We start from the raw sequence: 23,043 nt of genomic DNA, 5'->3' as shown, positions 1-23,043 counted from the left end.
TTGAAAGACCAAGGAAAAAAGTGCGAGTACTTTTACTCGTACTTTTTCTTAATTTAAACAGATTTGAAGAAACATATTACATTATCTAATATTCTTTTTATAGCATTGATATGCTTAATTTTATATAAACCAAGTAGAGTTTGGTTTATAAGGCAAATATCTTTTTCTCCAACTGTAGAAAAAGCTGAAGGAAGTGCAAGAATATTCGATTATAACTGGAAGTTAACAGGTTTAAATACTTATAACGCCAATTTTGCTGAATTTAAAGGAAAAGTCGTTTTCTTAAACTTTTGGGCAACTTGGTGTCCTCCTTGTATAGCAGAGTTACCATACATTCAAGATTTTTATAACGATTATAAAGGAAAGGTTGCATTTGTATTCATTACAAGTGATGATGTTAGAACTTTAAATGAGTTTTTTAAAAAACATGGGTATGAATTTCCAGTTTATCAATCCAATCATGATTTTCCGAAAGAATTACCTCCTGTAACTTCTATTCCCAGAACTTTTGTAATAGATACACAAGGAAATATTAGAGTAGATAAATCGGGCTCTGCTAATTGGAATAGTAAAAGTTTTAGAAAGAAAATAGATGAACTTATTGCCGAGTAAATTTTATCTTAAAACGTTAAAATTAGATTTCTAAAAGCTTTTATTGCAACTGAGTTGTTAAACAAATATTAAAAAAACTACCAACTATCCAAGAAAACTTTAAATTCGTTGTATAATAAATATAAGGATAATGAATTTAAAACAAACTACTTTATTAGTGTTACTAACTTTTATTGGAGTAACGTCCATACAAGGTCAGTTAATACGAAAACCTGCTATAAGCCCCAATGCTAATGAAATAGCATTTAGTTATTATGGAGATATATGGGTATATGATCTCAACACCAAAGGAGCTAAACGATTAACCATAAATAAAGCTTATGAGACTGATCCTATCTGGAATAAAAGCGGAAATGAAATAGCTTTTTCATCAGATAGAAAAGGAAACTCAAATATTTTTGTTACTTCTACAAATGGAGGTGTACCTAAACAATTAACGTATTATCCAGCTTCAAATACTCCAACTTCTTGGGGTAAAGACGGAAATATAATTTTTACAACTAAACGTATTTTTGCTGGTCCTGAGTGGGATCAACAAATGTATACTGTGAATGCAAAAGGTGGAACACCAACCCGTTTATTAAATGCCTACGGAGAAATGGCTACTGCTTCTCCTGATGGAAAATTGATAGCATTTACAAAAGGAGCTTGTAGAATTGCACGAGAAGACTATTCTGGTTCTGCACAAAGAGATATTTGGATTTACAACACAGCTACAAAAAAGTATATCCAAATTACAACAAGTAATAAAAATGATCATTCTCCAGCTTGGGATGCAGAAGGTAATCTATATTATGTAGGTGCTGAGAGTGGTAGATATAACATTTATAAGCAAAAACTTATCTCAGATGGTCAAGTAGATGGAACTAAACAAAAATTAACAAGCTTAAGTAAAAATGGAGTTCGTTCTTATTCTGTGAGTAATAATGGAACTATAGTGTATACATCTGGAATATCTGTTTTCCAACTGAAGAATGGAAGCTCATCTAAATTAACAATGAATATCTCTTCAGACAACAGGATAAATGATGAAACTTCAAGAACAACAACCAGAGGAATTGGAAATTTTGCAATTTCACCAAATGGAAAAATGGCTGCTGTTGCTATTGACGGAGAAATTTTTGTAAAAGAGAACAACAAAGAGAAAAAGAGAACTAACAATGTTAGTAAAGATCCTTACAGCGATAAAAGTGTTGGATGGTTTGATGACAAAACAGTAGTGTTTTTATCTGATAGAGATGGTTTATTTCAATTATATAAAGTAACTTCAGCTGATGATAAAGTTGGAATAGAAAGATCTTTAAAAATCAAGAATGAAAAACTAACTAGTGCAAAAGAAGATATTCAAGGATTTATAATTTCTCCAGATCAGAAAAAAATTGCTTATCAAGTAGGTAGAGGTAAATTAATTATTGCAGATATTGAAGATGGTAAGTTAAAGAATAAAGAAACTTTTGTTGATACATGGTCTGCTCCTCAAGGAGTTTCTTGGAGTCCAGATAGTAAATACATCGCATATTCTCAAACTGATTTAGATTTTGATACTGAAATTTTTATTCAATCTGTTGCAGATAAGAGTAAAAAAATGAATGTAAGTATGCACCCAAGAAACGATATCAATCCAGTTTGGAGTCCAGACGGGAAGAAATTAGCATTCCTTTCAAATAGAAATGATATCAATTATGATGTTTGGATGGTTTGGTTACAAAAAGAAGATTGGGAAAAATCAAGAATAGATCACGAAGAAGGAGATTATTATAAAGAAGAAGACGAAAAGAAATCTAAAGATGCAAAAAAAGATGCAGCTAAAAAAACAAAGAAACCTAAGAAAAAGTCTGTCGTAGTTAAAATTGACGAAGAAAGAATTTTCGATAGATTAGTTCAGGTTACTTCTTTATCAGACGACGAATTTAGTTTAGCATTTAGTGGTGATAGTAATTTTATGTATTATTCTGCTACAGATCCATCTTCTAAAAGAAGAAATTTATATAAAATTAAGTGGGATGGTTCTAAACCTAAGGCTATTAAAGGTGGAAGTAGAGCTGGAGGATTTTCATTACAGAAAGGAAAGTTATACTTCACAGCTGGTGGAGTTTTAAAAGAATTAAATACAAAGTCAGATAGAATTACAGTTTATCCTCATAAAGCAACATACACAAAGTATAGAGGTAAGATTAACGAACAAGTATTTAATGAAGGAATTAGAGCGTTAACAGCAGGTTTTTACGATCCTAATTTCCATGGTTATGATTGGAATGGTTTAGTAAAAAGATATAAACCTTGGGTTTTATCTGCAACTACAGATCAAGACTATTCGTATATGTTCAATTTATTATTAGGACAATTAAATGCGAGTCATATGGGGTATAGAAGTTTTACTCCACCGAATCCTTCTGATAAAATAGGTTTATTAGGATTAGATGTAACAGATACAAGCAATGGAGCGAAAGTAAATTATGTTTTACCAAACTCTGTATCAGATAAATCTAAGAGTAAATTAAATGTAGGAGATGTAATTACTCATGTAAACGGAATTGAAGTTCCGAAAAGAGAAAGTTTTTATAAAGCACTTAAAAATACGATCAATACAGAAACTTTATTAACATTAAGTTCTGGTAAAGAAGTGGTATTACGTCCTCAAAGAAATTTAAGAAGACTTCAATATGAAGAATGGATTCGTTCAAGAAAAAAACTAGTTGATGAGTATTCAAACGGACAATTAGGTTACATCCATATTCAAGGAATGAATCAACCAAGTTTCGAACGTTTCGAAAGAGAATTAAAAGCAAGTGGTTATGGTAAAAAAGGAATTGTAATTGATGTGAGATATAATGGTGGAGGATGGACTACAGATAGATTAATGGCTGTATTAAATGTAAAACAACATGCGTATACAGTTCCTAGAGGAGCTACTAAGTCTCTAAAAAATCATAAGAAATTCGAAAAGCATTATCCATACAACGAAAGAGCGATTTTATCTGTAAACACGAAGCCTGTTGTAGCTTTATGTAATGAGAATAGTTATTCTAATGCAGAAATTTTCTCTCATGCATTCAAAAATTTAGGTTTAGGTAAATTAGTTGGTCAGCCAACATTCGGAGCCGTAATCTCTACTGGAGGAGCAGGATTACAAAACGGATTTATTCGTATGCCTTTCAGAGCTTGGTATGTGAAACAATCAGGGAAGAACATGGAAAATGAAGCACCAGCTGTTCCAGATTACTTGGTGAAAAATGCACCAGGATGGAAAGATAGAGGGGAAGATGCTCAGCTTAAAAAAGCTGTAGAAGTTCTTTTACAAGACATTAGATAAAAAATAAATTTTATTTTTTTAGAAAGCGAAGTGGTAAAAAACTTCGCTTTTTTTATGCTTATTTTTGCCGGATGGAATACCAAGAAGAAGCATTGTTAGAAAAGTTAAAAACTAATTTTGGTTACGATAGTTTTCGACTAGATCAGCAAAAAATAATTACCAATGTATTAGAAAAAAAAGATACACTTGTAATTATGCCAACCGGTGGAGGTAAATCAATTTGTTATCAATTACCAGCATTATTTTTTGATGGAGTTACACTAGTTATTTCACCATTAATTGCTCTAATGAAAGATCAAGTTGATAGTTTAAGAGCCAATGGTATTCCAGCGATGTACTATAATAGCAGTCAATCTAAAGAAGATCAAGATGCTGTTTTTAATGCAGTAGCCGAACGAAAGATTAAATTGTTATACGTAGCTCCAGAAAGTTTACCATTACTTCAAAATATCTTAAATCAGACTTATATAAGTTGTATAGCTATAGATGAAGCACACTGTATTTCATCATGGGGGCACGATTTTAGACCATCATACAAGCAACTTGCTTTTTTGAAAAAATCACTTCCAGAAGTTCCAATAGTTGCATTAACAGCAACAGCAGATAAGGCAACACAAGAAGATATTGTAGAACAATTGGTAATTACACACGCTACACGTTTTATCAGTTCATTCAATAGAGCTAATATTAGCTTAGAAGTTCGTCCAGGAAATGAAAGAATTAAACAAATTATTAATTTCATAAAGAGATCACCAGATGAAGCTGGAATTATCTATTGTCTAAGTAGAAAAGCTACGGAACAATTAGCTAAAAAATTACAAGAACAAAATATAGATGCAAGCGCATACCATGCTGGATTATCTTTTGAAGAACGAGCAAAAACTCAAGAAGCTTTCGTAAAAGATGATGTGCAAATTATTTGCGCAACTATTGCTTTTGGAATGGGAATCGATAAATCGAATGTTCGTTGGGTAATTCATTACAATATGCCTAAAAATATTGAAGGATATTATCAGGAAATCGGACGTTCAGGAAGAGATGGTCTACCAGCTAAAGCTTTATTATTTCATAGTTATGCCGATGTAATACAATTGCGACAGTTTATAGAAGGAACGAGTAATAAAGAAGTACAAGAAGCAAAATTAGATCGTATGAAGCAGTTTGCTGAAGCTACAGTTTGTAGAAGAAAGATTTTGTTGAGTTATTTTGGAGAGCTAATTGAAGAAAACTGTGGGAATTGCGACGTATGTAAAAATCCACCTCAATTTTTTGATGGAACTGTAATTGCTCAAAAAGCTTTGTCAGCAATTTTCAGATTGAAAGGAAAAGAAGCTATGGGAACAGTAATTGATGTTCTTAGAGGAGCACAAAATGCCACAGTTTTAGATAAAAATTACAATACATTAAAAACCTACGGAGTAGGAAAAGATATTTCTTGGAGAGATTGGCAGCATTATTTAGTGCAATTAGTCAATCAAGGGTATTGTCAAATTGCGTTTCATTTAAATAATGCTTTACAGTTAACAGATTTTTCAAAAAAGGTATTATTTGAAGGAGAAAAGATTCAATTAACAGCACCTGTAGAAATTAAAAAAGAAGAAAAAAGAATAGTAGCTAAAACAACTAAAACTGTTAAAAAAGATAGTTTATTTGAGCGTTTAAGAGCATTACGTTATAAAATCGCAACAGAAGAAAATATTGCTGCTTATTTAGTTTTTAATGATGCTACACTGCGAGAAATAGAAAAAGATCGTCCGTTAACAGATAATGAGTTTTTATCCATTAGTGGAGTAGGACAGCGTAAACTTGAGGTATATGGGGGAGAGTTTATGGAAGAGATTAAAAATTTCCTTGAAGAGAAGAAAAGAGGTAAAAAAAACACAGCTTTAGAAACCTTTAAATTATACAGTCAAGGTTTAACTATTGAAGAAATCGCAGAAGCGAGAGCTTTAAAAATACCCACAATATTCTCTCATTTATCGAAATTATATCTAGAAGGAAAAGATATCAATTTAGATCAGTTTACTTCACCAGAAACAATAAAAGAAGTTGCAAATGCGAAGAAAGTATTAAAAAATGAAACCGCATTAAAACCATATTTTGAATTTTTAGGAGAGAAAGTTCCGTATGAACAAATTCGAGTAGCTTTAACTATTTTACAGAAGAAATCAATTTGATACTAAATAAAAATCGTCATCTCAGTTTATGAAGATGACGATTGTAGTTTATTTATTTTTTAAACCCTCGATTTCATTAATAAGATCATCTAATTTAGAGAATAAAGTACCATATAGTAATTTAGTTGAAAGTTTAAAAACTAGCATCGCAAGTATTGAAACAATAAGTGCTACCGATCCACCAATTCCTATAATTTCTAAAAGGGTAGTTTCTTCTTTAATAAATAGTGACAAGAAACTTTTTTCTTTTACAAAGAAAGCTAAAATAAAAATAGACAAGACGACAAACGGAATCACAAAAATGAACATTCGTTTCGTAGCTAAAGAAACTGATTTTATTACTTTTCTGTAGTTTTTTAAATAAGTTAAATTATCTGATTTTACATCTAAGTTAGAAAATCTACTTAATAGTTTTGTGTTATAATAATACAAGCACAGAATTAAAATAGTTCCATACAAACCAATAATGGTTTCCGACAATAATATTCCTCCAATAGCTACAATTCCTGCCATTGGTAATAGACCTTTATTATCAAATTCATAGGTTCTTTTAATTTTATTCACTATCGATTTTGATTTCTGATTGTATAAATTATTAATCCTAGGAGCAATTAAAGATTGTTCATCTACAAAAGCTTCATTCCATATCTTTTCAATTGATTTTTCCATCAAGTAATACTTTTAATTGTTTTTTAATTCTATTAATTCGAACAGCAATATTGTTAGCGCGAGTTCCAATAATTGCAGCAATTTCTTTGTAAGGATTTTCTTCAAGATGCAATAAAATAATAGCTCTATCTACTTCAGAAAGTCTTTTAATAGCATCGTATAGTAAATTTAAATGTTCGTTCTCAAAAGCTTTGTTTCCTTCAGATGGTTCCAAAAAATGATCACTATTTAAATGTTTTCTCTTATTCTTTTTTGTTAAGGTTAAACAAACATTTAAGGTAATTCTGTACACCCAAGTAGACCATTTCGATTTCTCTTGAAATGAACTTCTACTTTTCCAAATTTGTAAACAAGCCTCTTGATAAAAATCTTCAAAATCTTCTTCAGAGTCTGTATAAGCTCTACAGATTTTAATTATGATTCCCGAATGAGGTAAAATTGACGTTATATAAAAATCGTTACTCAAAAAATATATTCTTTATCTGATTAGTATTTTTAGTTTTAAAAATATTACACGAATTCAAAAAAAAATAGAAATTAATATTTAAAAGATAAGAATTGAGTTATTGTATAAAAATCGATAAAACGCTTTTTAATTGAGTGTTTGCAGATATATATTGGTAAAATTGGTAATAGGAAAAAAAACTTTTTTTTGAAGAAAATTTTTAAAATATAAATTAGATAGATGAATAGAATATTAAAAATCGGTATAAAAATTAATAGGTTCTTTATGGTAGTGTCTGGAATTTTATTTTTCTTTTTTATTTTAGATATAAGTTTAGAATTACAAATTCTAGCATTATTGTCTGCTATCGTACTAGGAGGTTACCAAGTACTTTTTACTTTCGTTTTATCCTTGTCAAATAGCGATCTTAAACCTGCAAAGTCGGTGTTTATATTTTACTTTTCTTCCATTATTCTTTACTTTATTTTTTACCTAGCGGCATTAAAAAACTATTTTAGATTCTATAATGATTGTGTTTTTTCGGGAGTTGCAATATTCTTAGCTCTATATTTAACTTGGTTTTTAGAAAAAAGTTACCAGAATAATCAGAATTGAAAATATTTAATTTTCAATAATTTTTGAAAGTTTAGAAAATATCTATATATTTGTCTCATGAAGTTAGAAGACGCAAAAATAAAGTACATACAAACTTGGGGTAGTTTAGCAACAAGTTGGGGAATAAATAAAACTATGGCTCAAGTACATGCGTTATTATTGGCGACAAATAAAGCTTTATCTGCCGATGAGATTATGGAAGCTTTAAAAATTTCCCGCGGAAATGTAAACATGAATGTTCGTGCATTAATCGATTGGGGAATTGTAAGAAAAGAGTTTGTAGTAGGGGAGCGTAAAGAGTTTTTCGTTGCCGATAAAGATATTTGGGAACTATTTAAACAAGTAACCAAAGAACGCAAAAAAAGAGAGATCGAACCTGTATTAAAAGTCTTAGAGGAATTACAAAACGATGTAAGTGAAGATTCTGAAGATGCTGAGGTTTTTAGAAAATTGATGAAGGATATTTTATCAGTAACAGGTATGTTTAACGGTTTATTAGAAAAGGCAATTAAAGCAGACGAGCACTGGTTGCTATCTAATTTTACAAGATTGATTAAAAAATAAAAAAATTTAAAAACAAACTTTCAATAATTTCTGAAACTATGAAACATATAAACAGAATACTAATGTTAGTTTTTACGATTTTATTACTTACTGGTATTTTTGATCGTAACAATTTAGGTTTTGCAGCTTTGTTTGCTATACCACTAGGATTTGTACAATTATTATATTGTATATCACAAGGAATTCAGTGGGAAGTGCTTAAAATTAAGAGTAAATATTTTATAGGGAGTTATTTATTGATAGTAATCACTTATTTTATTTTTTGGTCAGAAGTATATAGTATTATTTCCCAAACCTATTTAGCGAATCCAATTCTCTTTGGATTCCCCATCTTTTTAGCTTACAGTGTAACAGCATTTTTAGAGCTAAAAAAATTTGACTATTAACTTTCAATAATTTTTGAAAATATGAAAACTTTAAATCAACATACATTATTATACGATACCGATTGTCCGTTATGTAATTTGTACACTAGGGCTTTTATTAAGGCTAAAATGTTAGATACAGAAGGAAGAAAATCATTTGAGAAAATCACATCAAAAGAGAAATCATTTGTAGATATAAAACGAGCTGTAAACGAAATAGCTTTAATTGATAGAGAAAATAAACAAGTGACTTATGGTATCGATAGTTTATTAAAAGTAATAGGGAACTCATTTCCAATTGTAGAAAAAATAGGAAACTTCAAGCCTATTAAATACGGATTATCAAAGTTATATTCTTTAATTTCTTACAATAGAAAAGTAATTATCCCTTCAGATAAAAAAGAATCAGAAGAATTGGAATGTATTCCAAGTTTCAATGTGAAATACAGATTATTATTTATTGTTTTAGGAACTTTAATAACTTCAATAACCTTATTTCAGTTTTCACATATAATTCAAGCATTACCAAAAGCAAGTTTTATAAGAGAAATTTGGTTGGCATTAGGTTTAATCATCTCTCAAGTCGTTTTTGTAATCAATAAAGATTCTAAAACCATTTTGAATTACGTCGGAAACATCATTACTGTTTCTTTAATGGGCTGTATTGGGTTGTTCCAACTCATGTTACTAAACAGTATGATCAGTTTTCCACAATGGTTAATCTTATTTGCTTTTTCTGGAGTGGTTGGTTTCATGTTTTTTGAACATAAAAGAAGAATCAAATTATTAGAGTTACCAAGTTATTTAAGTTGGACTTGGATCGGATACAGAGTGATTATTTTATTTTTCATCTTAAACGTATAATCCTATGGATATTGTAACCTACATAGTTTACATCCTCATCTCTGGAATTACCATAGTTTATGTTGGAAATGAATGTTATCAAAACGGAAAAACATACATCACTAATTTTTTTCCAAATGATTTAAACTTCGCAAATGGAATTAATAATGTTTTAAGAACAGCCTATTATGTTTTGAATTTAGGCATCGTAATTTTTACACTGAATTCATTAAATAACATAGAGACAATCCAACAATTAATAGAAGAAATAACAAAGCGATTGAGTTTTATTTTATTACTGATTGCCTTTTTACACGGAATTAATTTAACCACAATTTATATATATCACAAACAATTTAAAAACAAGTCATTATGAGTACAACATTAATATTAATCGCCTACGCTATTTACTTACCAATCAGTACAGGATTAACAACTTTTGTTTCGCAACATTTATTTAAAAACAGTAAAATTTTTATGCTAGATATTTTCAATCAGCAACAAGAAATAGCTATGGCAACCAATAAGTTATTTAAAATTGGTTTCTATTTGGTAAACATTGGTTTTGCGTTAAAAATCATTAAAATTTATTCGCTAACAGATTACAAAGATTTAGTAGAAACATTAAGTGCAAAAATTGGAGGTTTTTCAGTCTATTTAGGTGTAGTAATGATTGTATTTATCATGTTCTTTTTAAAAGGAAGAAAAGCAAGTAAAAGAGAAAATTTAAGAACACAAAATTAGGGTTAGTTATGAAAATCGTTATCGCTGGAGGAGCTGGATATTTGGGGAAGTTGCTTACCGAATACTATAGAAAAAAGAAAGAAAATCAGATTTACATTTTAACTAGAACACAACAATTAAATGTTGAAAATGTAAACTACTTACAATGGGATGGAAAAACAAAAGGTTATTGGACTAACTTTTTAGAAAACACAGATCTATTAATCAACTTAACAGGCAAATCGGTAAATTGTAGATATACAGCTAAAAATAAAGCTGAAATTTACTCAAGCAGATTAGAAAGTACAAAAGTATTATGTGAAGTTATCCAAGAGCTAAAGTTTCCACCTAAAGTTTTTATTCAGTCTTCTTCAGCAACGATTTACAGACATTCAAAGGATAAATTAATGACTGAAGACGAAGGAGAAATAGGAATCGATTTTTCTATGGATGTATGCAAGAAATGGGAACAAGTTTTTAATGCTTTTGAATTACCAAAAACTAAAAAGATAATTACAAGAACATCAATTGTTATTGGAAATAAAGGAGGAGCATTTCCGATAATGAAAAGAATGACAAAATTAGGATTAGGAGGAAAGCAAGGTGATGGAAAACAATTTATCAGTTGGATTTCAGAGCAAGATTATATAAATGCTATAAATTTTTTAATCACTCAAAAATCGGGAGTTTATAATCTGTGTGTTCCAAATCCAATTGAGAATGAAGTATTTCAAAAAGAATTAAGACAAAAATTAAAAGTTCCTCTGGGTTTACCATCACCAAAATGGATGTTAAAATTAGGAGCAAAATTTATTGGAACAGAAACAGAATTATTATTAAAAAGTAGAAATGTGTATCCGAAAAAATTATTGGATTTAGGATTTCAATTTCAAACAGATAATTTTTACGAATTTAAAATATGATGAAATAAGAAAAGAAGTAAATAGAAGTTGAACAATTAAAAATAAAATTATGCCAACAATCATGTTATTCACTAAAATAAAAGCACCGAAACAATTAGTTTTCGATTTATCAAGAAGTATCGAGTTGCATAAAATTTCAACTCAAGAAACAAACGAAAGAGTAGTAGCAGGAAGGAAATCAGGATTAATAGAATTAGGAGAAACTGTTACTTGGCGAGCAAAACATTTAGGAGTTTATCAGAATTTTACATCTAAAATTACAGGATGTGTTCCATCGAGCTATTTTGCAGACAAAATGATAAAAGGAGCTTTTAAAAAATTTAGGCACGAACATTTTTTCTCATACCAAAATAATACTACTTTGTTAGTAGATGTTATGGAGTATATTTCACCTTTGGGAATACTAGGAAAGTTTGTCGATTATCTTTTCATGGAAAAGTATATGACGCGTTTTTTAATAGAAAGAAATCATACAATAAAATCTTATGCTGAGTCTGGAAAATGGAAGGAAATTATAACATAATTTGAAGTATGAATAAAACAATTGTAATAACTACATGGTTAAATAGAGTTTTTATGCTGTTAATTTTTGGTTCATTACTTATTGGACTATTTTTCTCACTGTTTGAATATGCTGTTTGGAGCTTAGTATTAGCTATTCCTTTAGGAATATTTCAAGTTATAGCAGGAATTAATCTTTACTACGTAATCAAAGAAGAAGATCAAAAAAGTTACAAAAGAATCAACTATTACACGAATTCAGTTGGAATATATTTTTTAGTATGTTTTATTCTCTATTTTACAGCAGAATCTATCCCATTTAATATCGATTTTTTAGGATATATTTTAACAGCGATACCTATTATTTTAGCTCTATTTTTCACGTATTTAATAGAGTGTCTTTATAAATTAGAAAAACAAGAAATATGAGTTTTTTAAAAGCAGAATGGCGAAAGTTAGTTATGATTAATTATGCAATTAATCCAGAAATATTAGAACCATATGTACCTAAAGGAACATTGTTAGATTTTTTTGAAGGTAAATGCTATGTAAGTGTAGTTGGTTTTATGTTTTTAAACACGAAATTGTTAGGTATAAAAGTTCCTTTTCATGTTAATTTCGAAGAAGTAAATCTTAGATTCTATGTAAAAAGAGAACACGAAGGAGAAACAAAAAGAGGTGTTGTTTTTATTAAAGAAATTGTACCAAAATCAGCAATTACTTTTGTTGCAAATACAATTTATAATGAACATTACGAGACGTTGCCAATGCAACATCATTGGAATATTACTGAAGAAAAGATAAATGTAGAGTATAAATGGAAAAAACATAAAAAGTGGAATCGTATTGCTGTAAAAACTACAACTGAGCAACAAGAAATTTCACCAAATTCTGAGATAGAATTTATTGCTGAACATTATTGGGGATATTCTGACAAAGGGACAAAAACAACTACAGAATATGAAGTAAAACACCCAACGTGGCAGTTTTATCCGGTAATTAGTTCAGAAATAGAGGTTGATTTTAAAGCAAATTATGGAGATGATTTTGAGTTTCTAAAAGACGAAAAACCAACATCCATATTTTTATTAGAAGGATCAGAAGTTTCTGTGGAAGGAAAACGTTCTATAGTAGACTATATTTAATATATTTGTTTGAGTTTATACTTGAACATGAAAAAAATTCATATTACTGCTACGACAACAGAAGGAACTGTACAACAAATTCAAGAAGTAATTGGAGGAGAAATTACAGAAAGATGGGGAGAATATATCTTAAGTGTCAATAATGATAAAGCTTTTGGTAAAATTACTTTCATAACTTTTGAGTGGGGAGGAAGCCTTTTAGAATATGATATCACTTTCTTTGATGATATTCATTTAATAATGGATACAACCATGTATAACCCTATTCATTTCGTTTATACTTTAGAAGGATATTCCTTACATCGATTCGAGTTGGAAGATATTAAACGAAAAGTAGATCAATTTCAACCAGTAATTATAACAAGTAAAAAAGGAGGATATAATTACGGATACTTTGAAAAAAATGTAAAAGTCTTCATCAATTTAGTTCAAGTAAGTAGAAAAGAATTTATAAAAAAGAGGCTAAATGATGCTTCAATTTTGAATCAAAAACTATATGAAGTTTTTCATGATAAACAACATGAAAACACCTTTGCTTATTTCGGAACATATAATTTAAAGTTGTCTAACCTTGTAAAGAGGCTAAATAAGATAAAGCAAAAAGGAATGATTCGTATCCTAATGAAGGAGGGAATTATTTATCAGATTTTATCTGAGCACATGTTACAGCATAATAAAGATGTTAAAAAGAAAAAAGAGATTGTAACAGATCTTACCAAAAAAGAAATCAAATTAATTCGAAAGTTAGCTGCGAAAATTACAAAAGATGTTTCTGAAGATTATACTGTAGAGCAAATGGCCAATGAAATCGGGCTTACTCAAGTAAAACTTCAAGAAGGATTTAAATTATTATTTTCTAGAACTGTAATTGAATATTTAAGACATGTTCGTTTAGAAAAAGCAAGAGATCTATTAAACAATACAGATTATAATATTTCTCAAGTAGTTTATACCATAGGTTTTAGTAGTAGAAGTTACTTTTCTAAAATTTTTAAACGAAAATACGGTTTAACTCCTAGTCAATTTTTGAAAAATAAAAAAGAGTCTAAAATAAAAATTGCTTAAGTTTTAAAAACTTAAAAAAACACCCAATACAATAAAACCAAGCAAAGCAATTATACCTAATATAATTATAATGTTATTGGCTTTATAATATTTCTGGTTAATAGGTTTAGATCGTTTTCTTCTGATATTTAAAAATTTATTCACTTTTCTCATATTCTATAAATTAATTTCTTTTAAGCTAAAGAATTAAAAGAATACATATGATCACAAAAGAAATTTTTATTAGCTCATATCATTTGTTGTAATGGTTTGATAGCTAGGTTTTTTTGTGTTTATCAAATGAGTTAATAAAGAAATCAAATGAGCAAAGAAGCAAGGAACTCTCTCCCTAATTTTGTAGTGTATTTGTTTAAAAGCATAAATGCAGATGTTAATTAGTAAGCATCTAAAAAGTAAGTTACTACTAACTTAAAAACACATACATTATGAAAAAAGTATTAACAACAGCATTAATTTTTAGTTTAGGATTCTTGTTTGCACAACAAGATGTCATTAAAACAGATTATATCAAAACTGTTGAGGAAGGAAAAACAAAAGTTTATTTAGATGGTGAATGGATTCACAGAAATGTGAAAATAATCACATTAAAAGAAGAAAAAGTAAAGTTTGATCAAAAAGACCGTTACAAATTAAATCAAGATCGAGTTGAAGCACCTATTGAAGTGACAAAGATTGTAATGACAGATAACGATCAAGATCAATATTATGATGATGCATATTTAATTTCTTATAGATTGAATAAAGACAACGCATTATTATCTCAAAGTACTGTGTTACCCACAAGAATTTCGTTAGATACAGATTCATTTAAGAATATTGAAAATTTCACAGGAGAAGTTATACTAACGGATGAAAGAGATTTCAAAATTACAGCTTTAGACGATAGCGAAGAGGAATTCGAATTTATATTAACTTACTAGTGCAAGGGATTAGAAAGCATTCGATTTTCCCCAAATCGTCGGAGTAATCTTACTCCAGAATAGGCTCTGTATTCAGTGCAGAGCCTCATTATAAAGCTAATACAAATCAGCAAAAAGATTATAAGTTGTACGTGTGTTGTTAATTATTTAATCTTTTTGCTGTGAACAGAAAGAAGAGGGATTCAATTAAAATAATTATTTACCAATAAAGATTTTATCAACATAGAAAGTTTGTTTCCCCCGACAATTGGAGTAAATACCATTACTCTATCATAAGCTCTGTACTCAGTGCAGAGCTTTTTCAAAAAGAATTACGAATCAGCAATCATTATTACAATGATCGCTACAAAAACATTTAAGAAATGAATTATTTAACAAGAAATAAAGAAGAAAATTTACTAGTAGCAAAACAATTAAATCAATTGTTAGCAGATTATCATGTGTATTATCAAAAATTAAGAAATTTCCACTGGAATATTGTAGGAGAAAACTTTTTTGAATTACATGAGAAATTTGAAGAAATGTATACTGATGCAAGAGGAAAAATAGATGAAATTGCAGAGCGAATACTAACATTACAGTTTCACCCGGTAAGTAGATATAGTAGATACTTAAAAATATCTTCAATTTCAGAAACATCTCCGTTTCAAACCGATAGAGATATGATTTTAATTTTATTAGAAGATCACAAGAAGTTATTATATCAAATGAATGTAGTAATTAAAAAAGCAGAAAAAGTAAGCGATGAAGGAACAATAGATTTAATTGGAGGCTACGTAAAAGATTTAGAAAAAACAAGTTGGATGTTAAATGCTTGGACAAAAAGTAAAGTATCTCAGTTAAAAGCAGATATCGTATTAGCATAGATTCTAACCACAAAATTTAAAAAATATATGAAATTACTACACATAAAAAGAAAAACTAAGCTAGAAAACAGGTTTTCTCCCAAAATGGGAAGATTACTTACAAAAGTAACATATATAAAAAAGTATTTTCTGTTCCTTCCGATAGCAACGTTGCACAAGTACAGAGAGACATATTATGGAGAGGTGAAAATGTGTGACGATTGCCATTTATATATTTAAAAAGAAAAACTTCACGTTGAAAAGCGTGAAGTTTTTTTATGAAATAAAATTATCTAAATTTTCTTCCCAAGAATATGGAGTGAATTTTATAGTGTATTTAGAAATATCTTTATTTAACTGTGTTTTGTAAATGTTACGAATCCCTTTAAAATTACCAAAATCTTTCAAAAACCATTTGAATAACATGGTCACGTGAACTTCTTTTTTATCATGAAAGAAGATAGTTTCGTTTTCTAAAAACGATTGTGTAGCTAAATCAAGTTGTTCATTTATTTTTTCAGCATTATAAAACGCAATTGGTGGACAGCTTTTTGCACCACAATTCAAAGCAAAGTGAATTCGATAATCAATTATTTTTACAGCTAAAGATTTAATTAATTTAGAAGCAAAGAAATTAGCTAAGAAACCTAAAGAATACTTATACCTATACTTTCTTAAAATACCATGTTCTATGTCATCTAGGCTAAAGTAATGCTCAGCTATTTTAATAATTTTTTCAGTATAAATTTTAGGTTTTGTAATGTGTAGCTCTTTTCTTAAAATTTGGAAATAAGCATTGTAAATATTAATCCAAAATACTTTCTTGTCGGTATCATTTTTTAACTCATTTTTAAATTCTTCGAAAGGAGTAAACGATAGTGTTAATTTTAGTTTTGTAGTATCTTTATTTTCTTTTATTGTCAATAAAAGTTGTTCAGAGATATCAAGTAAAGAAGCATGAGTCATAACTCTAGTTTTAGATCAATTACTTAATTAGACTATATTTTTTTATTTGCTTACAATGATGTACGATTTATTCACCAATACTACCAAGTTCTACACCTTCTGAATATGCCACTTGAATTTTATGATCACTAAAAGCTTTTTTAACCGTTTCATGAGTATCGAAAGTAACTTGCCAAAAATCTTCAGGATGTACATAAGGACGAATAGTTAATTCAATACTATGAGAGTCAAAAGTTTCAATCCCAATTTCAGTTTCAGGCTCTGTTAGTATATTATTTACATTGGCTAAAGCAGTTTTTATAATCTCTTTTACCTTTGGAAAGCTTTCAGCATAAGGCATAGTTACATTAATTTCCAAACGAACCATTCCCTTTTTAGAATAATTAGTAACTACACCATCAGTAATTTTTGCATTAGGAATAATTAATGTTTTATGACCAGGTGAAACAATGGTTGTACTAAAAATCCCAATTTCTTCTACCTTTCCAAATTTTTCTTCAACTTGAATCCAATCTCCAGATTTGTAGGGTTTTAGTGTTAAAATCAATATCCCAGACGCAAAATTTCCTAAACTTCCTTGTAAAGCCATACCAATAGCAAAGCCAATAGCAGCGAGTAATGCAACTAAACTAGAAAGATTTACACCCAAAATAGAAGCTACGATAAGTAATAAAGCTCCTTTTAAAATAAAGCTGAGCATCGATACCAAAAACGGACGAATCGTATCATCAAAGCCAGCTTTCTCAAGAATTTTTGATAGAAAGTTAATTAAACGATTTGCTAACTTCATTCCTATCCATAAAATAAGACCTCCTAAAAGTAATTTAGGAACATACACTATGGCTTTTTCTTGAATAAGTTTTAAGATCTCATCGAAATCAATAGTTTTCATACATTGATTTTTAATAATTACAGATTAGTTTACTGCTAAATTTAATGAAATAAAACTTTTAATTCTTTAGAAATGAATAGATGTTTTTAGAAATCAGTTTATTATGGTTGTTTTAGTTAGCTATTAATAATCCTAACAAAAGTCCCATTCCGATACCACCACCAATAAATCCGAAGTTTTTCCAAAACTGTCTACGTTGAGCACTTTCAATTTGTCTCATACTTAATTCTATCGAAGTATTGGCATTGTCTAGAGATTTTTGAGTTAAGTTTAGTGTTCTATCAGTTTCATCTAATGATTTTTTTAGTTCACTAATAGTCTTTTTAAATAAGTCAGACTGTGCTTTTGATTTTTGTTCTAATTGATCAAATAGCTCATTGTTTTCTTCAACAATTCGTTCATATTTTAAAACAATGTTTTCGATATCTTTTCCGAAATCATTTTTAAATAATTCTTTTCTTAATTCTTCATAATAGTGAAATCGAATCTGATTTACTAAATGAAGTGAGTCAATCTGATTTATGATTACAGTTCCTTTATTAACAGTAATTGGAAGCTTACGAGAACGAGCATATTCTTTACCAATTACAATGGTGTCTTTTACTTTCTTTTGAGCATAAACAGTATTAAAAACAGAGAGTAATATTGTTATGATTAAGGTTAATTTGATGGTGTTTTTCATTATTCAAATTCATTATTTTTTTGACGTAAATATTCTAGTCTGGCAGTAATTTCTTGTTGTTTCTTCTTTATGCTTTGGCGTTCTGCCCAATCTTTAGGAGCCTTTGCTCTTTTATTTAAAACAATTGAATCAATTTCTAGTTGTAAAGCTTCATTTTGAAATTCATATTTTTCTACCACGGTTTTTAAACCTTGTATTTCTTTTTGTGCTTTACTGTTGAGTTGTTGAGCATTCTCTACTTCATCTTGAGCTTTTTGCAAAGATTCTTTAGCATTTTTCAAATGATTATCTAAAGTAAAAACTTTAATAAGATTAGAGACTCCAATAATACAAAGTATAATGAGAAGTATAATATTCGTTTTTTTCATATTAGATAGGAGCTTTGGTCGTTTAAATTGAGGGTTAAATTACTTAAAAAACTTGAAGATGTATACTATAAAACTAAAATTTTAAACTTGTTTTTTTCGATACAAGAGTAATATTAAAATAATTAGAAAAGGAATAAACACACAGATAATTACAGAAGCTTGTATGTAATTTAAACCTATGATTTGAAACCAGTTTAAAAAGTTTACAGATTTTTTAAAAAGATGATCAGAGAATAATTTAAAATTTTTAATAAAAAGTAGAGTTGTAAAAATGAAAACTAAAAAAGATAAAATTATGGTATAATTCTTTACTATTCTACTCAATAAATAAAGAAATAAAGAAGGAATAATGATATAATAAACTATAACGTTGATCTCATTATAGCTAAAGCCTGTAATTTTAGCTAACCATTTTAAAAGCTCATATATCCATTTAAAAATTTTATCCATCAATAATTGGTGCAATAAAAATAAAAAATCCTGAGTAAGATATACTCAGGATTCAATTTTATAAGTTTCTAAAGGTTAGTTGTGTTGTTGTATTATAATGTATTTTGAATTTTATAATTTTCAACATAAGCTTTTAGTGAATAACCCACTCCAAAACCTAATAATAAACCTGTTATACTACCAAGTAAAATACCTACTGAAAGATTTCCAGTTAAAGTTCCGAAATTAACTCCTAAAGAAGTTCCTAAGCCTGTTGCGAAGATTAAACTAAAAATAAAATACGTTTTACTCATTTATGTTTTTATAATTTTGATTACACATATAAGAAGAGTAATAAGTCTTTTTGTTACAGTGTTTTACAAAATATTTTATTTTTAGTTATTCTCTAGGTTTAAATTTTATCAGATTTTACAAGGCTTCCAAATCTATTTTTTGATATACAATTTCTATAGATAATTTTACCCAATTTTCAGTTTCTGTATCAAAATATTCCTTCTCAATATTAGTTTTTATGTTGTCATTTGATAGTATTTCTATATTTTTAATAGTGATAAAATCATTGCTGAAATTTTCCAATTGAATTTTATTGTCTGAAAATTCATATGAAGTTCCAAATCCTTTTTTACAATAATCAATAGAACTATTTTGGTCATTCGGATCATCAAACAATAAAATTTGATGAGGAATTGAAAAAAGAATCAACTTCGCATCAGATTCGGTATAATTATGAGGTCTAATCTCCAAATCATATACTGTATTTTCAAAATAATAAGGAACAATCTCATTCAAAAGATTTGTTGAAGCGATTCCATCTTCATTCAAATCTACAGAAGTATCGGAAGTCATTTGTGAAATTTCGTAATGTCCTTGAAAAGAGAAGTTTTGGTTTTCATCTTCTGAACAAGAATAAAGCAAAATTAGTGCTAAAGCAGCTAAACTGTAATATAGTTTTTCCATAGTATTTGATTGATTTTAATAGACAATTTTGTCAATCAAAAATGATACCAGTAAAGTTTTGAGAATATTCTAATTTTTTATCGATTACAGCAGGAAGTATGTATTCTTCCATCATTTTATCAACATTAGAATGAGCATTTGGAGCATTATATGCCGAAGCAGTAATAACAACAACAAAAGGAATATCTTTAAAAATGAAGATTTTATTTCCGCCTCTACCACTACAATATGAAACTTCATAAGTTTTGTTGTTTACAGTATATGTTTTATTCCAGAATAGAAAACCGTAATATTCATTTTCTAATCCAATATTAGCTAGCGACACTTGTTTAGATAAGGTTTTTTCTACCCACTTTTCATTAAGAATTTGCTTGTCTTTCCAAGTTCCTTTGTTTTTATATAGCTGTCCATATTTCGCAAAGTCAATGGCTCTTAATTGAATTCCTCCAGCTGTATTTCCCACTTTTTGGGGTGTATATTGCCATTTGTAATTAGTAATTTCGAGAGGTTTAAATAATTTTTTGTCAGCATAAGAAACCAATCCCTCAGGAACAGATTTATGAATTACATCTCCTAAAACAACAACTCCAGCAGTAAAATAACTGAAATCAAATCCTATTTTTTTATCTTTTTCCATGGGTAAGTTCAATGTAAAATCAACCCAATTTTTGGTTGGATACATTTTTTCTTCATTTCCTGGACTATTATAATTTGTGTCGTCGCCAAGAAAACCAGAACTCATAGTTAATAACGATTCTAAAGTGACACTGTCTTTCTTTTGAGTATAGTTTTTAAAAGACCTTAAGTTGTAAAAATCTTTTAAAAGAGCTTTTTCATTATTAATATGATTTTCTTGAATTGCAATTCCTAATAGAGTAGAAGCAAAAGATTTCCCCACAGATCTAACATCGTGTAAACTATTTCTATTGGCTCCATTAAAATATTCTTCAATTAAAAGTTCATTGTTTTTTATGACTATAATTCCATTAATTTGATCAAATCTTTTCTCAGCTATTTTTCTGTTTAAAGCTTCAATCTTATTTGTATCGTAGTTAACCTTTGAAATTTTCCAATCGTTAATTGGTTTTATTTTTTGAACAGGGACTAATTGTTCGTTAATTTTAATTCTTGCAACTTCAATTTTTAAAGTTCCTTTAGATAAAATAGGTCCTGTTTTTAATTTTTGATCTTTCAAATACGATCTTACTTCTACAGTCAGCGAATGTTTTCCTTCAGTTAAAATATCTTCTCCACCACTTAATTTCATAAATTTTAACCACATAAACCAACTCCAAAAATCAATTTGTTCAGGATAAATTAAAGGAAGTTTATAGGTAAGTTTATTGGTTTTAGTTTCTAAAGTACCAGCACCTTTATTTAAATTTTCGATATGTACTTTTTTACCATTTACTAAAAAAGTAAATTGAAAATTTCCACTGTTTAATAATTGCTCGTCAGTTAAATGAGGAGCTAATGATTTAAGACTTTTTACAAGTGGTTCTTTTAGCGTAAAGTGAATATTTAAAAAGGGGTCTTTATGTAATGTGAGATCATTTGTATAATTATCGGACGTGATTTTATTGGTTTTGAAATCAACCTTAGAAAAAAACAAGGTGTTTTCTGGTGTTTCTAATTGATTTTTTTTCTGAGAAGAACTTATAGTATTGCAAGCAATAAAGAGATAAACAATACACAGTAAGTTAAAATTTAATTTCATGTTTATTAGTATTTTATTGCTAACAAACATAGATTTAAGAAGGATTTCAAACGCTCCAATTTATAAAATGGAACGTATTTAATACTATTTAGAATTGTTTTCTATGGATTTTTTATACTGCAAAGGAGTAATTCCTTTTATATTTTTAAATACCCGATTAAAAGTCGTTTTTGAATTAAAACCGCATTCAAAAGACAATCCTAATAAAGTAATATGATCGTGATTACCACTCTGTAATTTTTCTACAATTGCATTAACACGATATTCATTAATAAAGTCTGAAAAATTCTTATTTAATCCGTCATTAATTACTTTAGATAACATGTTAGGATGCATATTAAGATTATCGGCAAGAGATTTTAAGGTTAATTCAGAATTTAAGTAAAAACGATTTTTTTTCATTTCTTCTTTTAGCCAAGAAGCTTTTTCAAGAATTTCTTCAGTTGGGTATTCTTTTTTATGGTGAACCTCTTTTTTGTTTGCTTCTAAGAAAACAATTTCAGGTCGTAAAAAAGCTTCAGCGCTAATCCAAATTGTAATTATAGAAAGTGCTATATACATAGGATAATAATCACTAATACCTAACTGAAAATTAAATACTAAATAATCTATAAAAGTATATGGAACCCAAAGTATCCAGATTATAGCGAATATGACGATTAATCGATATAACCATCTTAAATTATATGCATTGTTGTCACTATAATTCTCGTTAAGCCAAGTTTGATAAATTCTGATTTCTTTTAAAGCATAAATACTGTACGAAACAACGGAAATAATAGCAAGGAATTGAATAATTGGAATTATTTGATAAAAAATACCTGTTTCAATACTAGTTTTCTGAGTTGTAAAAGCTTCTCTAATAATAAGAAAATGAACGCTGAGTTCTAAAATTACGGGTAAGAAATGAAGGAGTTCTTTTTTAGAAAAGTGAAAACTAAAATTAGTCATTCGTTTCACATAGAAATATAATAATGGACCAAGAACCAAAGAGTAGTGTAACGGAATTAAATAAAAGTAAGTGAAATAATGAGTGAACTGAAAATCTATACTTACAACCCAAATATTCCATAAAACAATAATAAATACAACTAAGCCAAGAAGGGAATTAGCTTTTCTATTGATACGTTTGGTAAAAATGAGTAATGATCCAAATGTAGTGCCTATAAAAATCGACGCAATTATAACAAGATTAAAGATGTTTAAATTTAGTTCACACATTAATTTATAGGTTTGGATTGCATTTTAGCTCAACAATATAATTTCTTTATAGAAAAAGAGCAGTA

The 23,043-nt window shown here is 28.5% G+C and carries 26 protein-coding genes; 16 read left to right on the top strand and 10 right to left on the bottom strand.

The genetic code is table 11. The features are described 5' to 3' along the window. Window positions 1-63: 63 nt before the first annotated feature. The 3 genes from AQ1685_RS15195 to recQ all read left to right on the top strand — a co-directional run bounded on the left by AQ1685_RS15195 (window position 64) and on the right by recQ (window position 6,102). Complete coding sequence (locus AQ1685_RS15195; RefSeq protein WP_095073550.1) at window positions 64-612, top strand: TlpA family protein disulfide reductase; 549 nt, start codon at window positions 64-66, stop codon at window positions 610-612. 130 nt (window positions 613-742) lie between these two features. Then, window positions 743-3,925 (top strand): S41 family peptidase, encoded by a 3,183-nt coding sequence (locus AQ1685_RS15190; RefSeq protein ID WP_095073548.1) that lies wholly within the window; start codon window positions 743-745, stop codon window positions 3,923-3,925. Between the two features lie 71 nt (window positions 3,926-3,996). Beyond that, window positions 3,997-6,102, top strand: a complete 2,106-nt coding sequence (recQ, locus tag AQ1685_RS15185; protein ID WP_095073547.1) for a DNA helicase RecQ — start codon at window positions 3,997-3,999, stop codon at window positions 6,100-6,102. 48 nt (window positions 6,103-6,150) lie between these two features. Here the strand turns inward: recQ and AQ1685_RS15180 are convergent, their stop codons facing one another. Together AQ1685_RS15180 and AQ1685_RS15175 are read right to left on the bottom strand one after the other, a co-directional pair. Further along, entirely contained in the window at window positions 6,151-6,771 is a 621-nt protein-coding gene (locus AQ1685_RS15180) for a hypothetical protein (protein ID WP_095073545.1), read from the bottom strand. Then, complete coding sequence (locus AQ1685_RS15175; protein ID WP_095073543.1) at window positions 6,755-7,237, bottom strand: RNA polymerase sigma factor; 483 nt, start codon at window positions 7,235-7,237, stop codon at window positions 6,755-6,757. The genes AQ1685_RS15180 and AQ1685_RS15175 overlap by 17 nt, the downstream gene beginning before the upstream one ends. 651 nt (window positions 7,238-7,888) lie before the next feature. Between AQ1685_RS15175 and AQ1685_RS15170 the strand changes: the two genes are divergently transcribed. The 13 genes from AQ1685_RS15170 to AQ1685_RS20535 all read left to right on the top strand — a co-directional run bounded on the left by AQ1685_RS15170 (window position 7,889) and on the right by AQ1685_RS20535 (window position 15,965). After that, window positions 7,889-8,395, top strand: coding sequence for a GbsR/MarR family transcriptional regulator (locus AQ1685_RS15170; RefSeq protein ID WP_095073539.1), 507 nt, complete (start codon window positions 7,889-7,891; stop codon window positions 8,393-8,395). 38 nt (window positions 8,396-8,433) lie between these two features. After that, entirely contained in the window at window positions 8,434-8,781 is a 348-nt protein-coding gene (locus tag AQ1685_RS15165; protein ID WP_095073537.1) for a hypothetical protein, read from the top strand. Window positions 8,782-8,802: 21 nt separating this feature from the next. Then, window positions 8,803-9,624 carry a thiol-disulfide oxidoreductase DCC family protein gene (locus AQ1685_RS15160; RefSeq protein WP_095073535.1) on the top strand — a complete coding sequence of 274 codons (822 nt, stop codon included), beginning with the start codon at window positions 8,803-8,805 and terminating at the stop codon, window positions 9,622-9,624. A 4-nt stretch (window positions 9,625-9,628) separates the two neighbouring features. After that, entirely contained in the window at window positions 9,629-9,979 is a 351-nt protein-coding gene (locus AQ1685_RS15155) for a hypothetical protein (protein ID WP_095073533.1), read from the top strand. Next, entirely contained in the window at window positions 9,976-10,347 is a 372-nt protein-coding gene (locus AQ1685_RS15150) for a hypothetical protein (RefSeq protein ID WP_095073531.1), read from the top strand. Before AQ1685_RS15155 ends, AQ1685_RS15150 begins: the two co-directional genes overlap by 4 nt. An 8-nt stretch (window positions 10,348-10,355) precedes the next feature. After that, the gene (locus tag AQ1685_RS15145; protein WP_095073529.1) at window positions 10,356-11,249 is read left to right on the top strand and encodes a TIGR01777 family oxidoreductase; all 894 of its coding nucleotides are present in this window, start codon (window positions 10,356-10,358) and stop codon (window positions 11,247-11,249) included. A 49-nt stretch (window positions 11,250-11,298) separates the two neighbouring features. Further along, window positions 11,299-11,772: an SRPBCC family protein gene (locus AQ1685_RS15140; RefSeq protein WP_095073527.1), complete on the top strand. Its 474-nt coding sequence runs from the start codon at window positions 11,299-11,301 to the stop codon at window positions 11,770-11,772. A gap of 8 nt (window positions 11,773-11,780) precedes the next feature. Further along, window positions 11,781-12,179, top strand: a complete 399-nt coding sequence (locus tag AQ1685_RS15135) for a hypothetical protein (protein ID WP_095073525.1) — start codon at window positions 11,781-11,783, stop codon at window positions 12,177-12,179. Next, window positions 12,176-12,895 carry a YqjF family protein gene (locus tag AQ1685_RS15130; protein ID WP_095073523.1) on the top strand — a complete coding sequence of 240 codons (720 nt, stop codon included), beginning with the start codon at window positions 12,176-12,178 and terminating at the stop codon, window positions 12,893-12,895. The genes AQ1685_RS15135 and AQ1685_RS15130 overlap by 4 nt, the downstream gene beginning before the upstream one ends. A gap of 27 nt (window positions 12,896-12,922) precedes the next feature. Further along, window positions 12,923-13,960, top strand: a complete 1,038-nt coding sequence (locus AQ1685_RS15125) for a helix-turn-helix domain-containing protein (protein ID WP_095073521.1) — start codon at window positions 12,923-12,925, stop codon at window positions 13,958-13,960. A gap of 425 nt (window positions 13,961-14,385) precedes the next feature. Continuing rightward, window positions 14,386-14,880: a hypothetical protein gene (locus AQ1685_RS15120; protein ID WP_095073519.1), complete on the top strand. Its 495-nt coding sequence runs from the start codon at window positions 14,386-14,388 to the stop codon at window positions 14,878-14,880. 362 nt (window positions 14,881-15,242) lie between these two features. Continuing rightward, window positions 15,243-15,746 carry a Dps family protein gene (locus AQ1685_RS15115; protein ID WP_095073518.1) on the top strand — a complete coding sequence of 168 codons (504 nt, stop codon included), beginning with the start codon at window positions 15,243-15,245 and terminating at the stop codon, window positions 15,744-15,746. Window positions 15,747-15,773: 27 nt separating this feature from the next. Then, complete coding sequence (locus AQ1685_RS20535; RefSeq protein ID WP_095073516.1) at window positions 15,774-15,965, top strand: hypothetical protein; 192 nt, start codon at window positions 15,774-15,776, stop codon at window positions 15,963-15,965. Window positions 15,966-16,001: 36 nt separating this feature from the next. Here the strand turns inward: AQ1685_RS20535 and AQ1685_RS15110 are convergent, their stop codons facing one another. The 8 genes from AQ1685_RS15110 to AQ1685_RS15075 all read right to left on the bottom strand — a co-directional run bounded on the left by AQ1685_RS15110 (window position 16,002) and on the right by AQ1685_RS15075 (window position 22,978). Continuing rightward, window positions 16,002-16,691 carry a DUF547 domain-containing protein gene (locus AQ1685_RS15110; protein ID WP_095073514.1) on the bottom strand — a complete coding sequence of 230 codons (690 nt, stop codon included), beginning with the start codon at window positions 16,689-16,691 and terminating at the stop codon, window positions 16,002-16,004. A 67-nt stretch (window positions 16,692-16,758) separates the two neighbouring features. After that, on the bottom strand, window positions 16,759-17,583 hold the full coding sequence (locus tag AQ1685_RS15105) for a mechanosensitive ion channel family protein (protein ID WP_231970205.1): 825 nt from the start codon (window positions 17,581-17,583) through the stop codon (window positions 16,759-16,761). Between the two features lie 112 nt (window positions 17,584-17,695). Next, window positions 17,696-18,265 (bottom strand): hypothetical protein, encoded by a 570-nt coding sequence (locus AQ1685_RS15100; protein WP_095073512.1) that lies wholly within the window; start codon window positions 18,263-18,265, stop codon window positions 17,696-17,698. Then, complete coding sequence (locus tag AQ1685_RS15095; RefSeq protein ID WP_095073510.1) at window positions 18,265-18,633, bottom strand: hypothetical protein; 369 nt, start codon at window positions 18,631-18,633, stop codon at window positions 18,265-18,267. The genes AQ1685_RS15100 and AQ1685_RS15095 overlap by 1 nt, the downstream gene beginning before the upstream one ends. A 542-nt stretch (window positions 18,634-19,175) precedes the next feature. Further along, the gene (locus tag AQ1685_RS15090) at window positions 19,176-19,376 is read right to left on the bottom strand and encodes a hypothetical protein (RefSeq protein WP_095073506.1); all 201 of its coding nucleotides are present in this window, start codon (window positions 19,374-19,376) and stop codon (window positions 19,176-19,178) included. Between the two features lie 115 nt (window positions 19,377-19,491). Then, window positions 19,492-20,040 (bottom strand): hypothetical protein, encoded by a 549-nt coding sequence (locus AQ1685_RS15085; RefSeq protein ID WP_095073504.1) that lies wholly within the window; start codon window positions 20,038-20,040, stop codon window positions 19,492-19,494. A gap of 31 nt (window positions 20,041-20,071) precedes the next feature. Then, entirely contained in the window at window positions 20,072-21,757 is a 1,686-nt protein-coding gene (locus AQ1685_RS15080) for a serine hydrolase domain-containing protein (RefSeq protein WP_095073503.1), read from the bottom strand. Window positions 21,758-21,841: 84 nt separating this feature from the next. Continuing rightward, window positions 21,842-22,978 (bottom strand): helix-turn-helix domain-containing protein, encoded by a 1,137-nt coding sequence (locus AQ1685_RS15075; RefSeq protein WP_095073502.1) that lies wholly within the window; start codon window positions 22,976-22,978, stop codon window positions 21,842-21,844. Window positions 22,979-23,043 lie beyond the last annotated feature (65 nt).

Source organism: Tenacibaculum jejuense, assembly GCF_900198195.1.
Lineage (GTDB): Bacteria > Bacteroidota > Bacteroidia > Flavobacteriales > Flavobacteriaceae > Polaribacter > Polaribacter jejuensis.
This window is presented reverse-complemented; position numbering and strand designations above follow the sequence as displayed.